18 protein-coding genes are annotated in these 21,774 nt (G+C 44.5%); 3 read left to right on the top strand and 15 right to left on the bottom strand.

Annotated elements, in window-relative coordinates:
* Positions 1-21: 21 nt before the first annotated feature.
* The 4 genes from MMA19_RS12020 to MMA19_RS12005 all read right to left on the bottom strand — a co-directional run bounded on the left by MMA19_RS12020 (position 22) and on the right by MMA19_RS12005 (position 4,821).
* Positions 22-1,449 carry a sucrose-6-phosphate hydrolase gene (locus tag MMA19_RS12020; protein WP_240206310.1) on the bottom strand — a complete coding sequence of 476 codons (1,428 nt, stop codon included), beginning with the start codon at positions 1,447-1,449 and terminating at the stop codon, positions 22-24.
* An 80-nt stretch (positions 1,450-1,529) separates the two neighbouring features.
* Positions 1,530-2,891 carry a PTS transporter subunit EIIC gene (locus MMA19_RS12015; RefSeq protein ID WP_006070403.1) on the bottom strand — a complete coding sequence of 454 codons (1,362 nt, stop codon included), beginning with the start codon at positions 2,889-2,891 and terminating at the stop codon, positions 1,530-1,532.
* A 199-nt stretch (positions 2,892-3,090) separates the two neighbouring features.
* Positions 3,091-3,807, bottom strand: a complete 717-nt coding sequence (locus MMA19_RS12010) for a GntR family transcriptional regulator (RefSeq protein WP_096442154.1) — start codon at positions 3,805-3,807, stop codon at positions 3,091-3,093.
* A gap of 6 nt (positions 3,808-3,813) precedes the next feature.
* Positions 3,814-4,821 (bottom strand): LacI family DNA-binding transcriptional regulator, encoded by a 1,008-nt coding sequence (locus MMA19_RS12005; protein ID WP_038227360.1) that lies wholly within the window; start codon positions 4,819-4,821, stop codon positions 3,814-3,816.
* A 165-nt stretch (positions 4,822-4,986) separates the two neighbouring features.
* On the opposite strand from MMA19_RS12005, the gene MMA19_RS12000 reads away from it, so the two are divergent.
* On the top strand, positions 4,987-5,907 hold the full coding sequence (locus MMA19_RS12000; protein ID WP_240206309.1) for an aminoimidazole riboside kinase: 921 nt from the start codon (positions 4,987-4,989) through the stop codon (positions 5,905-5,907).
* A 76-nt stretch (positions 5,908-5,983) separates the two neighbouring features.
* Here the strand turns inward: MMA19_RS12000 and MMA19_RS11995 are convergent, their stop codons facing one another.
* The 10 genes from MMA19_RS11995 to MMA19_RS11950 form a co-directional block, all read right to left on the bottom strand.
* Complete coding sequence (locus MMA19_RS11995) at positions 5,984-6,523, bottom strand: GNAT family N-acetyltransferase (protein ID WP_006070399.1); 540 nt, start codon at positions 6,521-6,523, stop codon at positions 5,984-5,986.
* A 173-nt stretch (positions 6,524-6,696) separates the two neighbouring features.
* Positions 6,697-7,887, bottom strand: a complete 1,191-nt coding sequence (gene manA, locus MMA19_RS11990) for a mannose-6-phosphate isomerase, class I (protein ID WP_240206308.1) — start codon at positions 7,885-7,887, stop codon at positions 6,697-6,699.
* A 390-nt stretch (positions 7,888-8,277) separates the two neighbouring features.
* Positions 8,278-9,552, bottom strand: a complete 1,275-nt coding sequence (gabT, locus tag MMA19_RS11985) for a 4-aminobutyrate--2-oxoglutarate transaminase (RefSeq protein ID WP_006070397.1) — start codon at positions 9,550-9,552, stop codon at positions 8,278-8,280.
* A gap of 32 nt (positions 9,553-9,584) precedes the next feature.
* Complete coding sequence (locus tag MMA19_RS11980) at positions 9,585-11,012, bottom strand: NAD-dependent succinate-semialdehyde dehydrogenase (protein ID WP_240206307.1); 1,428 nt, start codon at positions 11,010-11,012, stop codon at positions 9,585-9,587.
* A 66-nt stretch (positions 11,013-11,078) separates the two neighbouring features.
* Entirely contained in the window at positions 11,079-12,161 is a 1,083-nt protein-coding gene (aguA, locus tag MMA19_RS11975; protein ID WP_240206306.1) for an agmatine deiminase, read from the bottom strand.
* Positions 12,162-12,172: 11 nt separating this feature from the next.
* Positions 12,173-13,039: an N-carbamoylputrescine amidase gene (gene aguB / locus MMA19_RS11970; RefSeq protein ID WP_031493990.1), complete on the bottom strand. Its 867-nt coding sequence runs from the start codon at positions 13,037-13,039 to the stop codon at positions 12,173-12,175.
* Between the two features lie 78 nt (positions 13,040-13,117).
* On the bottom strand, positions 13,118-14,395 hold the full coding sequence (locus tag MMA19_RS11965; protein WP_240206305.1) for an FAD-binding oxidoreductase: 1,278 nt from the start codon (positions 14,393-14,395) through the stop codon (positions 13,118-13,120).
* A 31-nt stretch (positions 14,396-14,426) separates the two neighbouring features.
* Positions 14,427-15,911 carry an aldehyde dehydrogenase gene (locus tag MMA19_RS11960; protein ID WP_240206304.1) on the bottom strand — a complete coding sequence of 495 codons (1,485 nt, stop codon included), beginning with the start codon at positions 15,909-15,911 and terminating at the stop codon, positions 14,427-14,429.
* Positions 15,912-15,937: 26 nt separating this feature from the next.
* Positions 15,938-16,495, bottom strand: a complete 558-nt coding sequence (gene puuR / locus MMA19_RS11955) for an HTH-type transcriptional regulator PuuR (RefSeq protein ID WP_006070391.1) — start codon at positions 16,493-16,495, stop codon at positions 15,938-15,940.
* 16 nt (positions 16,496-16,511) lie between these two features.
* Complete coding sequence (locus MMA19_RS11950) at positions 16,512-17,258, bottom strand: gamma-glutamyl-gamma-aminobutyrate hydrolase family protein (protein ID WP_088877991.1); 747 nt, start codon at positions 17,256-17,258, stop codon at positions 16,512-16,514.
* Between the two features lie 347 nt (positions 17,259-17,605).
* On the opposite strand from MMA19_RS11950, the gene MMA19_RS11945 reads away from it, so the two are divergent.
* Together MMA19_RS11945 and MMA19_RS11940 are read left to right on the top strand one after the other, a co-directional pair.
* On the top strand, positions 17,606-18,952 hold the full coding sequence (locus MMA19_RS11945; RefSeq protein ID WP_088877990.1) for a glutamine synthetase family protein: 1,347 nt from the start codon (positions 17,606-17,608) through the stop codon (positions 18,950-18,952).
* A gap of 17 nt (positions 18,953-18,969) precedes the next feature.
* Complete coding sequence (locus MMA19_RS11940; RefSeq protein WP_006070388.1) at positions 18,970-20,445, top strand: Na+/H+ antiporter NhaC family protein; 1,476 nt, start codon at positions 18,970-18,972, stop codon at positions 20,443-20,445.
* A 117-nt stretch (positions 20,446-20,562) separates the two neighbouring features.
* Here MMA19_RS11940 and MMA19_RS11935 read toward each other — a convergent pair whose 3' ends face one another.
* Positions 20,563-21,750 carry an MFS transporter gene (locus MMA19_RS11935; RefSeq protein ID WP_006070386.1) on the bottom strand — a complete coding sequence of 396 codons (1,188 nt, stop codon included), beginning with the start codon at positions 21,748-21,750 and terminating at the stop codon, positions 20,563-20,565.
* Positions 21,751-21,774 lie beyond the last annotated feature (24 nt).

Here is a 21,774-nt window from a genome sequence, read left to right as displayed (position 1 = left end):
GCTGGTCGTTTTTGTTTTCATCTATTCGTAATGAATACCACTTAAGTAATGTATCTGTCCGGTTGCTTTGGACAAATGAAGTTGGTTCAAATCGCTAACGAAAATACGTGATGTGAATACCGTCTCTCCGAAGTCACAGAATATTTCAATACTGGAATGGTCGACAAACACACGCACTAGGCTGTCATTACTTTGCCGCAGAGCGTATCGAACTGTGCCAAACTGCTCAGCATGTGTTTCCGTCACATGTGTCCTGTCTAAGCACCACTCCGTTTCATTGCCAGAAAACGTCATTTTGTCGCCACTCTGATTAGCAAACTCTATAACGAAGTCTTGCTCCACACTCACTTCAAGTTCAAAAGCTCGACTAATTAGTTCATGTTGTGGCCTTAATACTTCACTACTTTCGCGCAAGTCAGTAAGTTCCACGAGCGGTGTTTGGCGCAGTTTATTACCTTCTATGCTTATCTCTCTTGGCAATGTCAGCATATGCGCCCAGTAATTCTTATCCGTTGGATACTCGCTTTTCGAATTACCTAACCAACCAATCAGAATGCGGCGTCCTTTGTTGTCTAAATAAGTTTGAGGGGCATAGAAATCAAAGCCTTTATCGAGTTCAAAGTAGCCCTGATGTTCGAACTTAAGATTCTCAGTATCTAACGGTTTACCAACGATATAGACCACAGAAAACACATTATTAAAATCGTACTTACTATCAGAAGTGACGCCTTGAGGAGAGAAAATAAAGACGCCACTACCAGCCTCCTCATAGTAGTTAGGGCACTCCCACATATAACCAAACTCACCAATGCCTATATCAACATTCCCCTTGTATTGGTAGGCATCGATTTGTCTCCCGTGATAAAGCGCCAACTTACCTTGCTGTTGATGGCTCTCAGCACCAATCAACATATAATAGTCATCTTCTCTCTTCATTGTGACAGGGTCACGCATGTTATGTGTGTAGTGTTGAGAGTTGTAGTCAACAACGACTCCTTTCTTCTCTATCTTCCCTTCTTTATCCATCACTGCGAGAACTTGAGTCGGGTGACCGCTTTCTGGTTCGCATACCAAATGTCCGGTATACAGTAGGTTAAGCTGCTCACCCTCAACGACTGCCACACCAGTATGACACCCGTGTTGGTCGTAATCCTGATCAGGATACAGTGCGACTCCTCTATCTTTGAAGTGCACGAAATCCTTCGTTGATACGTGATACCAGTGCTTAAGTCCATGAACGGGCCCTAATGGAAACCATTGATAGAAAATATGATGTTCACCATTAAAGTAACTAAGCCCATTTGGGTCATTAGCCAACCCATGTTTGGGTGCTATATGGTAACTCGGATAATAGGGGTCATTTTGAGTCAATGACTCAATATGTTCCAGATACTCTGCTGACACTTCGTCTAGCCGCACGAAGCGGTTTTGACGATTAGAAAAATCCATAACGACTCACTGTAGCTTTAAAACGCAAAATCCCTTCATGTCACCTAGTCGCGTCCATGAAGGGATAAAAAGGAAATAACTTATTGAGGTTCTTTGTAGAACAACTTAGTCATGACAAAAGCTACCAAAGCAGCAACCAACATGACCACGATATACATACCAAGACCACCACCGAGGTACAGCAGCATTCCAGGAAGCATCGTCGCCCCCGTACCCGCTGAACCAATTCCTGCGATAGCACCTAGGCAGCCACCGATTGCACCGCCAACGCATCCATAAAGGAATGGCTTAACGCGAGGTAAGGTCACTGCAAACATTGCCGGTTCAGTAATACCAAATAACGCAGGTAGCGCTGCCCCAAACATGCCTGACTTTTTCACCTTGCTGGTTTGCATAGTCATCACCGCAATCGCCGCACCAAATTGACCTGCAATCGCAGCGGTACCCAGTGGGTTGATATAGTCAAAACCAGTTTCTGTCACCATGGCAATGGTAATTGGGACGATAGTATGGTGCATACCCGTAACGGCCATGAACTGAATCGCGCCACCGTAAATCAAACCGCCAATACCGTATGGAATTTGTAAAAAATACACCACTACATCGGTAATTAGCTTTTCGATACCTAATAGTAATGGTCCAACGAAAACTAATCCTGCAATCAGCGACACCAACAGTGTAATGAATGGAGTAAGGATAAGATCCAACACCTCCGGCACGTACTTGCGTGATGTTTTCTCAACAGTTGCAGCAAACCAACCCATAAACACGGCAGGTAAGATAGAACTTTGCAAGCCAGTGACGGCAATATTAAAGCCGAAGAATGGAATCATCAGTGCTTCTGCATTACCAAAAGCGACATCCCATTTGCTTGCTAATTGAGGAGCAACCAGCATCAATCCGAGTACAATACCGAGTACTGGATTGCCACCGAACACTCTCATCGCTGACCATGTCACTAAGACTGGAATAAAGATAAACGCGGTATCAGTAAGCACTTGAGACAGCGTCGTCAATTGAGGTGACAATTCCACCCCAAAGCCATTAACGATCAGTCCGCGCAATCCCATCAATAAACCCGTCGCAACTAGCGCAGGAATAATGGCAACAAAGATATCTGAAAACGTACGAGTCACTCGTTGGAAAGCACTACCCGCTTGCTCTTTTTTCGGTGCGGCACTGGTTTCAACATCACCATTGCCTGTTAATACCGCAAACACCTTACCAACAAAGCCCGTACCTAGTATGACTTGGTGTTGGCCATTTTTAAAAAAGTAACCGTGAACGCCTTCTGTTTCGCCTAGTTTTTCCGCATCGACTTTAGAGTCGTCTTTCGTCACGACCCGCAATCGCGTTGCACAATGTGTCAACTGCTCGATATTGGTTTCTCCACCAAGCAGCGCCATCACTTCTGTTGCAACGATTTGAGCATTTCTTGCCATTTTTTCGTTCTCTCCCAAGAGCACAAGATAACAACCTGTATTCAACATGTATTAATGTAATACAGGATAAATACAAGTTGTATCTATTTGTGCTTTTGAACTTTAGAAACGTGCTTATCATCACATTCAATAATAGTTAGCTCAGATACAAGAAAACCACCTCATTAAGAGGTGGCTTGGTAACTAATTGATAAGATTATTAAAGTCTGGCAGTTATCTCAAAGTCATAGACACTGGACTTATAATAGACAATGGAGTACTCATAAGGCTGAGATTCAGTGCGAAAATTGATCGATTCATTGATCAGTATCGGCTCTAACTTATCTACAGACAGCTGCTTTTGAATGAATAGGCTTGGCAACGCTGGTTTTATCTTTTGTTGTGTTTTCACCATTTCAATATCACGTTGCTTAAGATAAGCAAATTTGGAGCCCGAAAGAGACTGGGCATCTAAATCTGGAAGTAACGCCCATGGTATATAGAAATCTTCGTAAGAAACAACCTGTTGATTTACAACGCGCAGTCGACCGCAATGATAGACGAGATCGCCCACTGTTATAGACAGCTTGGAGGCTAATGATTCATCTGCTTCCACCTTCTCAAAGTGAATCACTTGGTTGTGAGCCTCAAGCCCCGCTCCCTGCAACTCTTGAGCAAAGCCCGCCATCCCTAAGAAATCATGCTTAAGTTTTTGATGAGCAACAAAAGTACCTTTACCTTTTTCGGAGGTGGTATAGCCAATATCGGCAAGTTGACCTAACGCCTTTCTGACCGTGACACGACTTACACCTAAACTCTCTACTAACTGACTCTCGGAAGGCAACTTCGAGCCTTGCGGATATAGCCCTTCATCAATCCGCTGTTTTAGCGTATCGGCCACTTGAATATATAAAGGCTGTAGAGATTTTGATTCCATGTCCGGTTAGTAACTCCGCTGATGAAGGTGCGCTTTAACACTAATCTTGCTTTGATATTGAGAATTAGACAAGGTCTTTTGTAGACAGTCAAAAATCTCCGACGCTAATTCGACACAATTTTGCTCTATAGAGTTTATTGGTAACGGTAAGCAGTCCAATATGGCGTAATTATCAAACGTAGCAATTCGCATCCGAGCATTGGTTGCTGTTGCAAACAGATCATGTTCGTTAAGATAGCGCAGCACCCCTTCTAACAATGAATAAGATGCCGTAAATAAACAGTGTGGCAATCGACCAAGTTCATCAACACACGCAGCCATCATGTCGTAACCACTTGAAGGCTGATAATCACGATTGAACACTAAGCTCTGATTCAACGGAATTTGGTTTGTAGCTAACGCATCTACATAACCTTGATAGCGTTCTTTACTTGGTGAAAGTTCTAATTGTCCACCAATAAAAACACACTCTGCCACGTTTTTCGTATGTTCCGTTAATAACAGTCTCGTTGCATCGTAAGCGTCAGTGGTCACCATATTAAAATCTGAAGATTCGAACGAACGGTCAAAGAAAACAAGCGGAAGATCGTCAGGTAATCCACTATAGAAAGCATCACTGGTGAGACAAGACGCAATCATGATGCCGTCGACTTGACGTGATATTAGATTGTCTACTGCGCGCATTTCTGTTTCAGGGTCATCATCGGTTGAAGCCAGTAATAACTGATAGCCTGATGCTAAGCAGAGACGTTCTAATTCTTTGGCAATAGACGCAAAACCAAGGTTGAGTAGGTCGGGGATCACAAGTCCAAAAGTAGAGCTCTTTTTCGATTTTAGCGCTCGGGCATAAACACTAGGCGAATAGTTATTCTCTTGCACAACATGCAGTACTCTCTCCACGGTTTCTTTCGTGATTCGATGCTTTTCTGCATGCCCATTCAATACAAAACTCACCGTTGATTTCGATACACCAGCGAGTTTTGCTATGTCAGCAAGTTTTAATTTTTTGCTCATTCCTTCCTACTCATCCACTCGGTCAGTTTGATCTTGTTTTCCTAAAAGATCGTGTGTGAGATCACAAATTCATTTTCAATCTATTAGAGGTCTATTAAAACACATTTTCTTTGCTAAATCGATTTAGTAAACTAAAAACAACTTAGTTAATACAGGATTTTTCTCATGAGCAAAGTGTGGGTAACCGGAGATGCTGTCGTAGATTTAATACCAGATACGGCAACTACCTATTTGAAATGTCCAGGTGGTGCGCCTGCAAACGTAGCTGTAGCTATCGCACGTTTAGGTGGTAACACTGGATTTTTCGGTCGCGTCGGACAAGACCCGCTAGGTCGCTTCATGAAGCAGACTTTGAGCGACGAAAACGTCGATACCAACTATATGCTGCTTGATGAGCAACAGCGCACTTCTACCGTTATTGTTGACTTAGATGACAGCGGTGAGCGCAGCTTTACCTTTATGGTTAAGCCTAGTGCCGACCAGTTTATGCAAAAAAGTGACATTCCTGCTTTCGAAAAAGGCGAGTGGCTGCACGTTTGTTCAATCGCCCTTGCCAATGAACCTAGCCGCAGTTCTACGATTGACGCAATGAAACAAATTAAGGCTGCTGGAGGCTTTGTTAGCTTCGACCCCAACTTACGTGATGAGGTCTGGGGCGTTCAAAACTTAATCAAACCTGTTTGCCGAGAAGCTATTGCGCTGGCCGATGTAGTTAAGTTTTCAGATGACGAACTCATGTTCCTCACAGACACCAACACCTTAGAAGCAGGTATTGAAGCACTTGAATCCTTTAGCAATACATTGGTCTTGATTACTCAAGGAGCGAAAGGAGCACTGGTTATTCGTGGCGCACAACAAGAGTTGATTGCTGGCACTCCAGTAAAACCCGTCGATACGACAGGTGCAGGCGATGCCTTTGTTGGTGGTCTGCTAACTCGCCTGTCGAAAACAGAAAGCTGGGTAAATGATGAAACTATTCATGACGCTGTACGATGGGCTAACGGTTGTGGGGCATTGGCAACCACGCAAAAAGGCGCAATGACCGCACTGCCTAATGAAAAAGCACTTTTGGAATACATCAAGTAGCTCCTGACACAACACAAAAACGCCTAACATGATTCATGTTAGGCGTTTTATTAGTTCTATTGTTTGAAAAGGCAAACTACACCGACACAACACACTGTTCCATCAACGCTTCTGGATTTTTCCATACATAGATAAACTCATCGACGTGGCGCCCACATGGCGATTCGCCACGCTGTTTCATCGCTCTGTTCGCACCTATGGATTCATAGAACTTAATGGCGTTCGAATTATCCGCCAGTACTTCCAAAAACACACCATTGTCCGGATAGTACTTACTTGCCCATTCCATCGCCAACGCAATCAGTTTCTTCGCCACACCTTTGCCTTGCGCACTTGCCCTAACGTGAAGGTTATCAATGATAGTACCGAACTCGACATTGTGATTACCAAACAGGCAGATAAAACCCGCTAATTCGCCTTGGTGCTCGGCAATAATGACATGTTGGCTGAAAGGAGGGTTTAATAGTCGGGTTTGCCAAATCAGTTGCTTGTCTTCAAGAACCGACTCGTCTAAATACGACTGACGCATGATACCTTTATAGGCTTTTTGCCAACTTACCGCGTGTAGTTCCGCCACACTTTGGTAGTCAGAATATTCTGCTACTCTAAATTCCATTTTATAGTACCTACTGCTTAAGTTTTTACATATCCTTTCATTACATACTAATTATCTGCAACTAAAATGCAATCCATGCTGCATAAGTAATAGGCAAGTTGCACAAAAAAAGGGAGATCTTTCACGATCTCCCTTTATAAGTAGGATTACTGCCCTACTGGCAGCATATTACGCTAGCAATAGGCTCTTGCGAACTTGCCAGCACAAGTCACGCTGTAGTTACCCGCAGAAGCAGGGATGAACACTGAATGACCGCGTTCAACCGTAATGGTTTCGCCATCTAGATGCGTCAATACGATTGGCTCATCCAATGCAAATAGAATCTCTGGTGTTGTGACGTTGACAAATCGGTCTTGCTGGTCAACGTAGACGCTAAATTTAAAGTCTTCTACCGGAATTGGATAGTGCTCTGCACCATTATCCATTTCTGGTTGAGTTAACAACTCCTCACGCAGTTTAGGTTCAAAAATGGTACAAGAAGCCAGCTCTTCAACATCAATGTGTTTTGGCGTTAGGCCTGCACGAAGTACGTTGTCTGAACTCGCCATAATTTCAAGTCCAGTACCACGACAGTATGCGTGTGGAGTACAAGCGTGAAGGAACATCGCTTCGCCCGGCTCAAGCGTCAATACGTGTAAGAATAATGGCGAGAAAAGACCGATATCACCAGGGTAGAGATCTTTTAGCCATAAGATGAGTTCAAAGGTTTCGTCGCCTTGTTTGGTCTCAGCGAAAGCAAGCAACTTATTCAATGCCGTATCTTTTGCTTGGCCGTCAAGCTTCAGCATACTAACAAACAACGCCTCAAGACCTGTTGCGTCCAGAGATGCTTTATAAGCATTAATAAGAGGCGCTAACTCCTCAATATTAAGCTGTTCGAAGTTGTTTAAGATCTCTTCATAAGAGCGGAAGCCATTCATTGCTTGGTAACGTGTCAATGCGTAAACCAACTCTGGTTTATGGTTTGGATCTTTATAATTGCGGTTTGCTGCGTTACGGGCGATACCAGCGGCTTCTTCTTTGGCAAACCCTTGTTCTGCTTGAGCTTTGCTCGGGTGAACCTGAATAGACAAAGCGCTCGCTGCTGCAAGGACTTTGAACAGGTAAGGCAGCTCACCAAATTTCTGGCTAATGGCTTCACTCAAAACATCATTTAGGTTATCAGAAACAAACTGATCCAGACGCAAAGTCTTATCTGCGGTGACCACTTCAGAGCAGCCGCCTGGGTGTGCACCCATCCAGATCTCAGCTTGTGGTTTGTTATCTGGGTTGGCAATGCCAAACAGAGTGTTAATAGACGTCACGCTACCCCAAGCATAATCTTGGATTACGTTCTGCATAGGTAAGAAATGTTGATGTTTCATTTTTCAGTCCAAGCGATTATTAAATTCTTCTGAGCAGCAATGTATCTTAATCATGGTGTCGAGATTTTGATCACTCTCATTTTGTCAGCACAAATTAGCAGACTTTAGAGTAAAACTGTATAGTTTTTAAGTAAGAGATTGAAAAAAGATATTCAACGCAGAAATGGTATCTTCGGGAAGAAACCAATCCATTAACCCGCTGTAATCAATACATTTTATTTCATTGCTTAAGCGGTTAGAGAGTATTAACCGCTGAAGGGAACAGACAAAAACTGTGATAGACCCAAGATACAATTTGGTTTATCACTCCTAGACAAATTGCCATGAACATTAAAAAAGCCCCCTCGGGCTCGAATCGAGGGGGCTTATATTATCCTACGTAACGTCGTTCTATTTCGCTACTTCTGCGATGATGGCTTCCAGTTTGTCTAAACCTTCTGCCAATACATCTGATTCAATCGTTAGTGGCGGGAGCAAGCGAATAACATTGGCTTTAACGCCACAAGACAACAGAATTAAACCATTTTCTTGTGCTTTGCTAATCACCGCTTTGGTAACATCTTGAAGTGGTTGCCCCGATTGTGGATCGGTAAACTCAATCGCCATCATTGCACCAATGGTGCGAATCTCACCAATCGCAGGCACCGTTTTTTGAAGCTCAGCCATACGTGCATTAACCACTTCACCAATACCTTGGGCTTTAGCGCATAGCTGCTCTTCTTCAATTATCTTAAGCACTTCCAAACCGGCAACACAGCCTAATGGAGAACCAGCATAAGTACCGCCTAAACCACCTGGTAACGCAGAATCCATAACTTCCGCTTTACCTACAACAGCAGAGATTGGAAAACCACCAGCAATGCCTTTCGCCATCGTCATCATATCTGGTTCAATATCCAGATACTCCGTTGCGAACATTTTACCGGTGCGGGCAAAGCCTGTTTGGATTTCATCAGCTATTAGCATAATACCGTGCTGGTCACAAAGGCTGCGTAGTGCCTGAGCAAATTCCGCTGGCGCTTGGTAAAAACCACCCTCGCCCTGTACAGGCTCAAAAATGATCGCAGCAACGCGACTAGGTTCAATATCGCAAGCAAACAAATCTTGTAATGCCTGTAAGCTATCTTCTGTGCTGATGCCGTGGAACGCATTTGGATAAGGTGCATGGTAGATTTCGTTCGGGAAAGGACCGAAGCCCGCTTTGTATGGTGCGATTTTTCCAGTCAATCCCATGGTCATATTGGTACGACCGTGAAAACCACCTTTAAAGGCAATGACGCCGCTACGCCCAGTATGAGCACGTGCTACTTTCACCGCGTTTTCAACCGCTTCGGCACCCGTAGTTAGGAAAATAGCTTTCTTTTCCGAGTCGCCCGGAGCAATGTCAGTCAGCTTTTCTGCCAGCTCAACAAAAGATTCATACGGTGTCACCATAGCGCAAGTATGAGAGAAGTTGTCGATCTGGGCTTTTACAGCGTCAGTGATGCGCGAGTTTGAGTGCCCAGTATTTGTCACCGCGATGCCCGCTGCAAAATCAATGTATTTGTTACCATCGACATCCCATACATGAGCGTTGTCAGCCTTCTCAACATAAAGAGGGTACAGCGCGCCCATACCCTGAGCGATAACTTTGCTTCTTCTTTCGTGTAGTTGTTGGTTTTTCATTGTTTAATCCTTTATTTGTTACCGCTAGACGTTTAGTTGCCACCAAAGCACAGGTATTTCACATCCATATATTCGTCGATGCCCTGCTTCGCACCTTCACGTCCAATACCCGACTGCTTCACACCGCCAAACGGCGCTACTTCTGTCGAGATAATACCTTCATTAATGCCCACCATGCCGTATTCCAGTGCTTCTGCTACTTTCCAAACACGGTGGATGTTCTGGCTGTAGAAGTACGACGCCAAACCGTAAATCGTGTCGTTCGCCATTTCGATAAGTTCTTCATCCGTATCAAAACGAATTACCGGAGCCACCGGACCAAATATCTCTTCTTGAACGATATCCATGCTGTGTTTCACGTCTTTGAGGACGACTGGCTGCATAAACAAACCGTCAAGTTGTTTAAGAGGGGTGACAGGCACTGCACCTTGCTCTACCGCACGGTCAATCAGTGCTTGAATGCCCTGTTTTGCACTTTCATTGATAACTGGTCCAATGTTGACACCTTCATCTAAGCCGTTTCCGACTTTTAGCTGCTGTACTGCTGCATCAAATTTCGTTACGAACTCATCGTACACTTTACTATGCACATAGAATCGGTTCGCACAGACGCAAGTTTGACCCGCATTACGGAACTTAGAGGCCATAGCTCCCTGCACGGCTGCATCAATATCAGCATCATCGAAGACGATGAATGGCGCATTACCACCCAGTTCCATTGACGTGCGTTTGATGTCTTTTGCGGCTTGTTGCATTAACACACTGCCCACTTGAGTAGAACCAGTGAAAGACAGCTTGCGAATCAGTGGGTGAGAAGTGAAGATCGCACCGATTTTGCGTGAACTTTCACCTAGAACCACTTGCAGCGCGTCTTTCGGAATGCCCGCTTGGTACGCGAGTTCCACAATTGCAAATGCAGACAGCGGTGTTGAATCCGATGGCTTAACGACGAAACTACAACCGGCAGCCAATGCAGGACCTGCTTTACGTGTGATCATAGCGATAGGGAAGTTCCATGGCGTAATCGCACATGCGACACCAATAGGTTGCTTGATGGTTACCAAGCGCTTGTCTACCGTTGGTCCAGGAATGGAGTCACCGTAGGTGCGTTTGGCTTCTTCAGCAAACCATTCAATAAAGCTGGCACCATACAAAACCTCACCCGCAGCTTCTGCCAATGGCTTACCCTGTTCAACAGTCATGATACGAGCAAGGTCGTCTTTGTTCTCAAGAATTAATTGATACCAGCGGTTTAATAATACTGCGCGCGACTTAGCCGGCACTTTGGCCCACTCTTTCTGCGCCACATGAGCTCGCTCAATAGCATCCATCAGCTCAGGTTCAGATGAAATAGGAGCATGACCCACAAGTTCGCCTGTTGCTGGGTTTGTCACGGCTACAGCGTTGTCCGCTGCCGTTACCATAAAGGAGAGTAAGCTCTTATTATTTATTTGCTGCATGGTGATTCCTTTTGTTCCTACTCCTAGCTTTCACTAGGAATGCTGTGGATAAAAAGCAGATGAATCCTAAGCGGGAATCTGCTGGGTAATGCAGTGAATATTGCCACCGCCTAGTAAAACTTCTCGTGTTGGTATGCCAACAATCTCATAATCGGGAAGCGCTTTTGTCAAAATCTCGATAGCAATATCGTCATATTGGTCATCAAGTAATGGCAAAAAGATATGTCCGTTCACCATCAGAAAGTTAGCATAGGAAGCACTCAGTCGCTCCCCTTCGTGACGATTCATACCATCGCTTGATTCAATTCCATTCGCTTCTTCTTGCGAATAGTAAAGAGGACCCGGAACTGGGATTTTGACAATCTCAATGGCTCGACCTTGTGCATCGGTTTGTGCACTAAGCGCCGCATGCGCTTCACGTGATAACTTAAATTGCGGATCGAAGGGATCATCCGTCCAACTGAGTACCACTTTTGCTGGAGCGACAACGTGAAGTAAGTTGTCGACATGCCCATCCGTTTCATCATTAAACAAACCATTTGGAAGCCAGACGACCTTTTCGATACCAAGATACTCGGCTAGTAGCGCTTCTATCTGTTGTTTACTTAGTTCTGGGTTACGTCCCGGACTCAATAAGCATTCTTCAGTTGTGTATAACGTGCCTTCGCCATCGGTATGAATCGCGCCACCCTCCAGGACAAATGGAGCGCGATAATGATCGATTCCCAACACATCACAGACGGATGCGGCAACTTTATCGTCATCACTCCAGTCTTCGTAAAGGCCGTTAAACTCGCCCCCCCAAGCATTGAACTTCCAACTGACGCCGCGTCTCTTTCCCGATGAATTCACTACAACAGTAGGACCGATATCGCGCATCCAAGAATCGTTGAATGCCATTTCAACCAGTTTGACGGACGAGTGCAGCATGCTTCTTGCGGTTTCATATTGCGAAGAGCTTACTGCAACAGAAACACACACTACGTCCGCAATCGCATTCGCCACGTTGGCAAAGGTTTGTTGCGCAGGTTTTGCACTAGCGCGCCAATTATCACGACGCTCAGGCCATGCCAACCAGACCTCTCTTACTGGTTCATATTCAGCAGGAAAATAGAAACCGTCTTGCTTTGGGGTCGTATCGAGTTTCATCGTCCACCTCGTTACTTAGCTAAGCTCATTATGTCTTGATATAAGTCCGGACGACGGTCACGGAACAATCCCCACGCGTGACGCGCTTGCGCAGTAGCCTGTAGGTCAATTTCCGCGTAGATGATAGTTTCACCTTCTCTTGGAGCTTCTGCCAGCTTACCGCCAGTATGATCAGTGATGAATGATGAACCATAGAAGGTAGTTTCAATGCCATCATCCACTTCTACCCCTACACGGTTAGACGCGATAACAGGTACAAGGTTGGCAGCCGAGTGGCCTTGCATAGTACGCTGCCAATGGTCACGTGAATCCAGAGATAGGTCTTGTGGCTCTGAACCAATTGCTGTTGGGTAGAAAATAGCTTCTGCACCGTTAAGCACTAAGCAACGTGCCAGCTCAGGGAACCATTGATCCCAACAAATACCTGCACCGAAAGTACCGAACTTGGTTTTCCATACTTTAAATCCTGTATCACCAGGGCTGAAATAGTATTTCTCGCTATAGCCAGGACCATCTGGAATATGGGATTTGCGGTAGTTTTCTAGTACCGTACCATCTGCATCGATCATCACTAAAGAGTTGAAAAAGGTGTTTCCCGCTTTCTCAAAATAGCTCACAGGTATAACCACATTCAGTTCTTTAGCTAGCGCGCTAAGCTCTTTGATCAGACGAGAATTATCCGTTTCTTCAGCAAGTTCAAAATACTTGGCTTCTTGCTTCTTACAAAAGTAAGGCGCTGCCATGAGCTCTTGAGGTAGTACAACATTCGCACCATTTGCCGCAGCTTCGCGAATCGCACCTTTGATTTTTTCTAGATTCGCTTCTAAATCCCAAGTTTTGGTTAACTGCATCGCAGCAAATTTAACTACTCTACTCATCGGATCTTCCTTTATCTATTCTTTGTTTGAGGCTGACTGAGTGCCTGTCATAGCAGGCACTTCTTGTTATTTTCTGAATTAGATTGCTAGTTTGTCGCGTAAGTTGTAATAAGCTGCCCCCATCGCTGTCATCGGGATAGCAAAATGACGACCGCCAGGGAACGCGATGTGGGTTAAATCAGCGAACGCGTCAAAACGTTCTGCGTGTCCGGTTAGTGCTTCAGCCAACAGTTTGCCAGCAAGGTGAGTACAAGTAACACCGTGACCACTGTAGCCCTGTAGGTAATAAATGTTGTCTGCAAAAGCACCAAATTGCGGCATGCGGGAATAAGTCAGTAGGAAGTTACCCGTCCACTTATAATCAATACCGATACCTTTTAATTGTGGGAAGATCTTCTCCATCTTAGGACGAATGATGCCTTCGATATTTTCTGGGTCACGAGCACCGTAAACTACACCGCCACCAAATAGTAAGCGCTTGTCCGCGCTAAGACGGAAGTAGTCCAATAGATAATTGCAGTCTTCAACACAGTAATCTGATGGCAAGATCTCTTTAAGTTGCGCCTCGGAAAGAGGCTCAGTGGCTACGACCTGAGTACCACACGGGATCGCTTTATTGCTGATGTTTGGAGCAAGCCCACCAAGGTAAGCATTGCCTGCAAGAACGATGTATTTCGCTTTTACGCTGCCTTTTTCTGTATGAGCAACAGGATTGGCGCCTTTTTCCAGGCGAGTCACACCGGACTGTTCGAAAATTTGTCCGCCAAGTGCCATTACAGCTGCTGCTTCGCCCAACGCCAGTTTGAGTGGGTGAATATGGCCACCACGCATATCCAGTAGAGCGCCTTTATAAGCTGTGGTACCTACTGCGGCTTCCACTTCGCTCGCATCCATCATACGAAGCTGATCGTTACCATAACGTTCCCAGTGCTTTTTGTGCTCTTCTAGACCTTTTAATTGCTTATTATTCAGAGCAGTAAACATTCCCCCCTGCTTGAAATCACAATCAATGTTATGTTTGTCGATAAGGCCGCGAATGATATCACCACCTTCAAAAATCATGTCACACAGTGCCTTAGCTTGCTTTTCACCATAGCGACTCTCAATAACGTCTACGTCGCGGCTATAACTGTTAACAATCTGGCCGCCATTGCGACCTGTCGCGCCGAACCCTACTTTCGCATTCTCCAGCACTACAACCTTAAAGCCTTTTTCTGCTAAATGAAGAGCTGAGGAAAGACCCGAGAAACCCGCGCCTACGACACACACATCACACTCAATATTGTCTTGCAGTTGTGGGTACTCACTTACATTCGGGATTGAGTGAGCATAATATGAATCAGTATGTTTGTTCATGGTTATATTCCTTTCGATTACAGCTTCAGGCTTAAGGTTGGAGACGAATCCATGTCGTCTTGGTTTCAGTGAATTTTTCGATGGCATGAATCGACTTGTCACGTCCATTACCACTCATTTTGAATCCACCAAATGGGACGGTCATATCGCCCTCGTTGTAGTTGTTCACCCACACAGAGCCAGCTTCTAACTGCTTTGCGACTCGATGTACGCGATTAATATTGTCACTCCAAAGTGCAGCGCCTAAGCCATATTTGGAGTCATTAGCAATAGCGATAGCTTCTTGCTCTGTTTTAAATGGAATGACGCATAACACTGGGCCAAAGATCTCTTCTTGAGCCACACGCATACTGTTGTCCACATTATCGAGAATCACTGGTTCAACAAAGGCGCCTTTACCGCCTGCGTCACCACCACAGCGCAGCGTAGCCCCTGCATCTTGACCTAACTTAACGTAATCGAGCACTTTTTCTTTGTGTTCACGGTCGATAAGCGCCCCCATAGAAGACGTGGGATCCATTGGATCTTTAGGTATGAAACCCTGAGCTGCGCTAATCACTTTATCGATAAATAAATCTTTAATGCTTTCGTGAACCAAAAGGCGTGTTGCTGCTACGCATACTTCACCTTGGTTATAGAAACAACCTGCGGCTGTTTCTGCAGCTGCGCGGTCAAGATCGGCATAATCATCAAAGACTATATTTGCGTTCTTACCACCAGCCTCAGCCCAGACACGTTTTAGGTTAGTTTCACCGGAGGCAATCATAAGATGACCAGCCACACGAGTTGAGCCTGTAAAAGCGATACAATCTACATCTTCGTGACGTGCCAACGCTTCTCCCGCTTCATGGCCATAACCAGTAATAACTTGAAATGCACCCGCTGGAATACCTGCTTGATTCGCCAGTTTGCCTAAGAAGATTGCCGATAATGAAGACTTTTCTGATGGTTTTAGGATGACACTGTTACCCGCAGCCAAGGCTGGACCTAACTTCCAACAACCAATCCATAGCGGGAAGTTCCACGGAACAACAGCAGCGACAACACCGATCGCTTGATGAGAGATAAAGGCGTGAACATCTTTTTCTGTAGGTGCAACTTCACCATAAACTTTGTCGATGGCTTCCGCATACCAGCGAATAGATTTCGCTGCGCCGGGAATATCCGTCGATACACTGTGTGCAATCGGCTTACCAGTATCAAGTGTTTCTAATAGCGCTAATTCTTCAACATTTTCATCAATAAGAGCAGCAAACTTCAACAGTACGTCTTTACGCGCCGCTGGAGCAATTTGACTCCACTCACCTTGTTTAAATGCTTGTCTTGCGTAATCTACAGCACAATCAACATCGGCAGTTTGGCAACGTGCAATATTAGCAATGATTTCATCGGTAGCTGGGTTTACGACCTCTAGCGTCTTGCCATCTGCTGCTGCGGTATACTCACCATTTAGAAACGCTCTTTGCTCGATATTTAGAGCATTTCGTTGTTCAATCCATTGTTGCTGCGTTTTCATACGCTCTCCTTGGTTACCTCAAGGCGCTAGAATGCTTTTGGCGTGTGTGCACTTATCATTCTGCAAGCCTTATCGGAGTGATTAGTAAATTTATGTGGAATCGTTGTATCAATAACGTAAGACTCCCCTGCCTTTATTAGGTAGGTCTCCCCGTTATATTCAAGTTCAACTTCACCACTTAATACGGTGCCGACTTCTTCACCTTCATGCTTGATATTGGATGCGCCCGTTGTACTGTTAGGCCCATATTCTTCAATAAGAAAGCCGATTTCTTGTTTATTGCTGCCATTGTTAACCAACTTCATTGAGACATTTTCACTGCCAATTTCAATGAGGTCTTCTGGTTTAACCACGACCTTAATCTCTTTATTTTCTTGTTGCTCAAGAGTAAAAAACTCTGAAAGAGACAACGAAAAAACGTTCACTATTTTTTGCAGAGAACTCACCGAAGGACTCACTTTGGCATTCTCGATTGAAGAAATAGCGCTGTGGGTGATGCCCGCTTTTTCTGCCAGTTCTCGTTGTGAAAGTCCTCGCTCTTTTCTTAGTTGAGCGATATTTTTACCAATCTGGTGGTTATCCATGCATTCAGCCTCTAAATTACTGTGAAGCTGACATAATAAATTCTTTAAATAAAATTTGTGAGAAATGATTGTGTTTTGCTTGCCATTCTGGGTGCCACTGCACGCCAACAAAATATTTTTGACCAGGCAGACTAAAAGCTTCTACAAGACCATCAGGCGCTTTAGCTTCTACTTTTAATGTTGTAGCCAGCTTCTCAACTCCCTGATTATGAAGCGTATTTACTTCAAACTTCTCCGTTTGATTCCACTCTGCTTTAACTAACCATTGTTGAAAGATACCGTCACTTTCAACATAAACAGGATGAGCGGGTGCATACTTCTCATTAAAATCTTTTGATTCGCTTTCGCGATGGTCATCGAAACCTGCTTCGTGAACCGCAGGGTTTAGGCTTCCCCCTAACGCCACGTTCATCTCTTGGAATCCACGACAAATACCAAGGCACGGAATGTTCATATCTATAGCACGGCGTATAAGCTGAATAGCTAATTCATCTCGCGCTTCATCTTTCTTTAGTTCTTCATGTGAACCGTTGTATCGATGAGGCGCCACATTGGAATGACTACCAGGGAATAACAGTCCATCACAAACCGCCAACACTCTATCTAACTCATTATCTTCTATCACAGATGGAAGAATGATGGGTGTACCACCGAAGTCTTTCACGGCTTGAAGGTAGAACTCATTCAATGCCTGTATCTGATATCCAGCGAGCTCTTTCTTACAGCTTACGAGTCCTATTATTGGTTTTCTTATCTCAGACATTGTCACACTCACGTTCGATTTATTTAACAAAAACCGTACAACCCATGTACAAAATTATCAACACAAGTGTTCAAAATAGGTTCCAAATCGTGACTTTGATCTCTATTTTGTTCAAAAAAAGCACTAATTTCGCTCGATATATTGAGCAAAAGGCGATCAACTGTTACAAATTAGTTAACGTTTAACAAGGTCGAAATGATCACCAAATTAAACAAATCACAATAAAAACAATTACATAAGTTTATAAAACAGCCAAAAACCCCATTTAAGACATGGCTTTTGTGTTCTTTTTGTTAAACACTAAGCTAATTTTTCATCAAAGAGTGGGGCCACTAGGAGTAGTAAAGATGGATACCTATTTACAGGAAGTTAAAAATTTTCGACAAAGTTGGCCAGAAATTAAGTACGTTGACCTCATTTTCACGGACGTCAACGCAACACCACGCGGTAAACGCATACCAGTAGATTCCTTAGACAAGTTAGTGAAAGGTGTTGCTCTTCCTCTTTCTACTATTACGCTCGATACCAAAGGTGCTGTTGTTGAATCAGCAGGATTAGGTGAAGATCTTGGCGAACCTGATAACCTTTGCTTTCCTGTCGCTGGCACTTTGCTACCAACGGCAAAGGAAGGTACCGGACAACTGCTACTCAGCATGATGGAAGATGACGGAAAAACCCCTCACCGTTTGTTTATCCGCAACATCATCGACCGTATGTTGAATACTTTGCATTCAAAAGGCATGTTTCCAGTTGTTGCTTTAGAGCTCGAGTTTTACCTCATTGATAAGGAACGCGGTGAAAATGGTGAACTGCAAACCGCTATTAATCCGACGAAGAACCGACGAGAAAGAGATACCGAAGTTTATGATGTCGATGGGCTTGATGATTATGCTGACTTCCTAGCTGAGCTTAACGCTGCAGCTGCTGATCAAGGTTTAAATACGGCCGGTGCGCTATCAGAATCTGCACCGGGTCAGTTTGAAATTAACTTTAATCACTCACAAGACGTACTTCGCGTATGTGACGAAATCATTTTCTCTAAGCGTCTTATTAAACAAATCGCCCACAAACACGGTTTTGATGCCACGTTCATGGCAAAACCTTTCCTTGAAGAAGCAGGAAATGGACAGCACATGCACATCAGCCTTATCGATGAGCAAGGCGATAACCTGTTTACCAATAAAGACGATGACTCTGCAAGCCCACTGTTCTACCAAACTATGGCTGCAATGTTATCGCAGATTTCGGATGCGATGGCCCTCCTATGTCCTAACGTGAACTCTTACCGCCGTTTTGTGCCTGGTGCTTACGTACCAACAAAAGCGGATTGGGGTGAGAACCACCGAGGCGTAGCCCTTCGCGTTCCAATTAGCGATGGTAAAAACCGTCGTATTGAACATCGCATCGCAGGTGCGGATGTCAATCCATACATTCTCGCTGCAGTAGTACTCTCAGCCGTATTAGCGAGTGATAACTATACCCAAGAACAATGTCCATCAGCTCTTAGTGAAAACGCCGTAGACCTACCAACGCGTATGTCTGATGCACTGACACAGCTTGAAGCCAGTGAATTAGGTGCCTTTTTCTCTCAAGACTTTATTGATATGTATCTCGCTTGCAAACGAAGTGAACTGGCCGAATTCGAACGCATTATTACACCGTTAGAAATTGATTGGATGCTTCACTCTGCATAACGAAAGGAATGAGTTTTATGACTACGCAGACAAAGGCGCTGGAGGCGCCGCTCAAAATAAGCAGTAAACATTTGGCGGTTAGCCTTACAATAGTCTTCCTGTTTATAACCTTCACCTCGATTGGACTCAATCATGTCGAAGGCGAAAGCTACGGCTGGTTGGCACTGTTACCGACATCGTTAGTACTCGTATTTGCATTAACTACACACCGCACCGTTGAAGCGCTATTCAGCGGCACAATTGCCGGAGTGTTACTACTTGACCCTACTCAAGCAGTAGAACAGATCGTTGGCATTTCGATGGATGTGATGATGAATGAAACCATCGCATGGATCATTCTCGTCTGCGGTCTAATGGGTGGCCTGATTGCGATTCTAGAAAAAGGTGGCAGTATCCTTAGCTTCAGTGACATGCTGGTGAACAAAGTTAAGAGCCGCAATCAATCGCTATTGATGACATTTTTTCTAGGTATTCTGATTTTCATTGATGACTACTTGAACGCCATTGCGATTTCGTCATCAATGAAGAAAATTACTGATGGCTATCAGGTTTCACGCGAGAAGCTCGCTTATCTTGTTGACTCAACGGCAGCACCTATCTGTATTCTGGTCCCAATTTCTACTTGGGCTATCTTCTTCAGTTCTCTATTGGAAGCCAATGAAGTTGCTGAACCGGGACAAGGTATTGCTGCGTACATTCAAGCCATTCCGTATATGGCTTATGGCTGGGTAACGTTGGCGATTGTTTTCTTCGTAGCTATTGGCAAAATGCCAGACCTAGGCGCAATGAAAAAAGCAGAAGAGCGCGCTCGCAACGGTCAAGTTAAACCAGATGGCGCAACAGATATCGACTTTGGTGCTGACATCAAAGCACACTCAAACCCGACTATGGGACTAATTAACTTCCTATTGCCAATGGTTGTTCTGGTCGGAGCCTCTTGGTACTTCGGTATTGACCTATTAGCAGGTGTGTTTGTTGCCATTATCTTTACTATCTGTTTCTACGGCATTCAAAAACTAGTCACCATGAATGAACTGTTCGATGCAGTGTACGATGGCATTAAGGTCATGTTACTGCCTCTAGCTACAGTGATTGGCGGCTTTATGCTTAAGAGTGTTAACGACTCATTGGGGCTAACACAGTACGTAATTGAGACTGTAAGCCCATACTTGTCAGCACAGTACTTCCCAGCCCTGATCTTCCTAGTAACAGGCGGCCTTGTCTTTGCATCAGCATCATCCTGGGGGACCTTTGCGGTCGCAATGCCAATTATTCTTCCTCTCGCGGAGCAAATTGGTGTTCCACTGCACTTAACCATCGCCGCTATGCTGTCAGCATCAGCAGCAGGTAGTCACTCATGTTTCTTCAGTGACTCCACGGTGCTATCGGCTCAAGGATCCGGATGTACATCAATGCAACATGCCGTAACGCAGTTCCCATATGCGTTAATTGGTATTGTCGCGACCACCCTATTCTTCATAGTCGTTGCATAACAGCGATCTAAGAATGCCAAAGGGATACCTACTCAGCGGGTATCCCTTTTTTTTGCTTGAAATTCCCGCTTATCCGCGATGAACCTTTTTTGTTTCTAGGATCGGTTCGGCATGAACCTAATTCCAGTTAAGTACTCTTACCTCATTGCCTTCTTCAGGCTTTCGAGGAATGTTAAGTGACAACAATAGTGAAATCGCGGCCATTCCTGCGCCAATATAGAACACACTTGAAGGTGAAATCAGCCAAATGAATCCAAAGGTAACAGGAATGACAACAGCTGCAATATGGTTAATGGTAAAGGATACTCCCGCTGTAGACGCCATATCCGCTGGGTCTGCGATTTTTTGGAAATAGGTTTTGATAGCTAACGCAAGCGCAAAGAAAAGATGGTCAATAACGTAAAGCGCCGCGGCCCATTCTGCCGTTTGAACCAGTCCATAACCCACAAAAACAAAGATCAGCCCAACATACTCAAACATGAGAGCCTTACGTTCACCAACAACACCAATAAACCGACCGATTTTTTTAGCAAATAGGAAGTTAAACAAGTAGTTAATCAAGAAAAGGAGTGTGATATCAGAGACGCTATAACCAAACTTTTCCACCATTAAGAAACCGGCAAAGACGGTAAAGATCTGCCTTCTTGCTCCACTCATAAACGTAAGGGCGTAATACAGCCAGTAACGCTTACGCAGCACCAGCTTTTTAGTCTGAGGGGTTTCGGTTTTGAATTGTGGGAAAGCCAAGGCAATAAACAACACTAAGACAAAACCAATACCGCCACTGATTCCATAAACCCATACGTAGTCTAGCTTGAACACCTCAACCATCACCCATAGTGCGCCATAGGTCAAGAGCGAAGCTAATGCTCCTACAGAGATGAGTTTGCCCAGCACTTCAGGCGCCTCTTCTTTGCTTAACCATTGCAGTGATAGGGATTGCTTTAATGTTTCAAAGTAGTGAAATCCCGTCGACATAATTAATGTCGTAATTAGCAAACCGGCAACCGAGGGAAACATACCCGTAATCGCCGTGCCAAAGGTCAGCAGTAACAAAGAAACAATCATGAACTTCTGTTCTCGAATGAACAGTAAAACAAAGACGGTAGTGAAGGCTAGAAATCCAGGAATCTCACGAACGCTTTGCAATAGACCAATATCGGAACCATCAAAATTAGCTTTCTCAATCACGAAGTTGTTCAGCAATGCCATCCAACTCGAAAACGCAATTGGCACTATAATCGAGATAATGATGAGAAAGTTTTTTGGGGTTCGCCATCCGCTAGCGCTTTGCGTTGAAGACATTATCAATTCCTAAGGAGCTGTTAT

Origin of the sequence: Vibrio sp. CyArs1, from assembly GCF_022432925.1 — a bacterium.
GTDB lineage: Bacteria > Pseudomonadota > Gammaproteobacteria > Enterobacterales > Vibrionaceae > Vibrio > Vibrio mediterranei.
This window is presented reverse-complemented; position numbering and strand designations above follow the sequence as displayed.

Coding starts and splice junctions, on each gene's coding strand:
- gabT (WP_006070397.1), bottom strand. CDS start 9,552: ATGAAAAACCAACAACTACACGAAAGAAGAAGCAAAGTTATCGCTCAG.
- aguB (WP_031493990.1), bottom strand. CDS start 13,039: ATGAGTAGAGTAGTTAAATTTGCTGCGATGCAGTTAACCAAAACTTGG.
- MMA19_RS12015 (WP_006070403.1), bottom strand. CDS start 2,891: ATGGCAAGAAATGCTCAAATCGTTGCAACAGAAGTGATGGCGCTGCTT.
- manA (WP_240206308.1), bottom strand. CDS start 7,887: ATGAAACATCAACATTTCTTACCTATGCAGAACGTAATCCAAGATTAT.
- MMA19_RS12000 (WP_240206309.1), top strand. CDS start 4,987: ATGAGCAAAGTGTGGGTAACCGGAGATGCTGTCGTAGATTTAATACCA.
- MMA19_RS11950 (WP_088877991.1), bottom strand. CDS start 17,258: ATGTCTGAGATAAGAAAACCAATAATAGGACTCGTAAGCTGTAAGAAA.
- puuR (WP_006070391.1), bottom strand. CDS start 16,495: ATGGATAACCACCAGATTGGTAAAAATATCGCTCAACTAAGAAAAGAG.
- MMA19_RS11960 (WP_240206304.1), bottom strand. CDS start 15,911: ATGAAAACGCAGCAACAATGGATTGAACAACGAAATGCTCTAAATATC.
- MMA19_RS11945 (WP_088877990.1), top strand. CDS start 17,606: ATGGATACCTATTTACAGGAAGTTAAAAATTTTCGACAAAGTTGGCCA.
- MMA19_RS11980 (WP_240206307.1), bottom strand. CDS start 11,012: ATGCAGCAAATAAATAATAAGAGCTTACTCTCCTTTATGGTAACGGCA.
- MMA19_RS12010 (WP_096442154.1), bottom strand. CDS start 3,807: ATGGAATCAAAATCTCTACAGCCTTTATATATTCAAGTGGCCGATACG.
- aguA (WP_240206306.1), bottom strand. CDS start 12,161: ATGAAACTCGATACGACCCCAAAGCAAGACGGTTTCTATTTTCCTGCT.
- MMA19_RS12005 (WP_038227360.1), bottom strand. CDS start 4,821: ATGAGCAAAAAATTAAAACTTGCTGACATAGCAAAACTCGCTGGTGTA.
- MMA19_RS12020 (WP_240206310.1), bottom strand. CDS start 1,449: ATGGATTTTTCTAATCGTCAAAACCGCTTCGTGCGGCTAGACGAAGTG.
- MMA19_RS11965 (WP_240206305.1), bottom strand. CDS start 14,395: ATGAACAAACATACTGATTCATATTATGCTCACTCAATCCCGAATGTA.
- MMA19_RS11940 (WP_006070388.1), top strand. CDS start 18,970: ATGACTACGCAGACAAAGGCGCTGGAGGCGCCGCTCAAAATAAGCAGT.
- MMA19_RS11995 (WP_006070399.1), bottom strand. CDS start 6,523: ATGGAATTTAGAGTAGCAGAATATTCTGACTACCAAAGTGTGGCGGAA.
- MMA19_RS11935 (WP_006070386.1), bottom strand. CDS start 21,750: ATGTCTTCAACGCAAAGCGCTAGCGGATGGCGAACCCCAAAAAACTTT.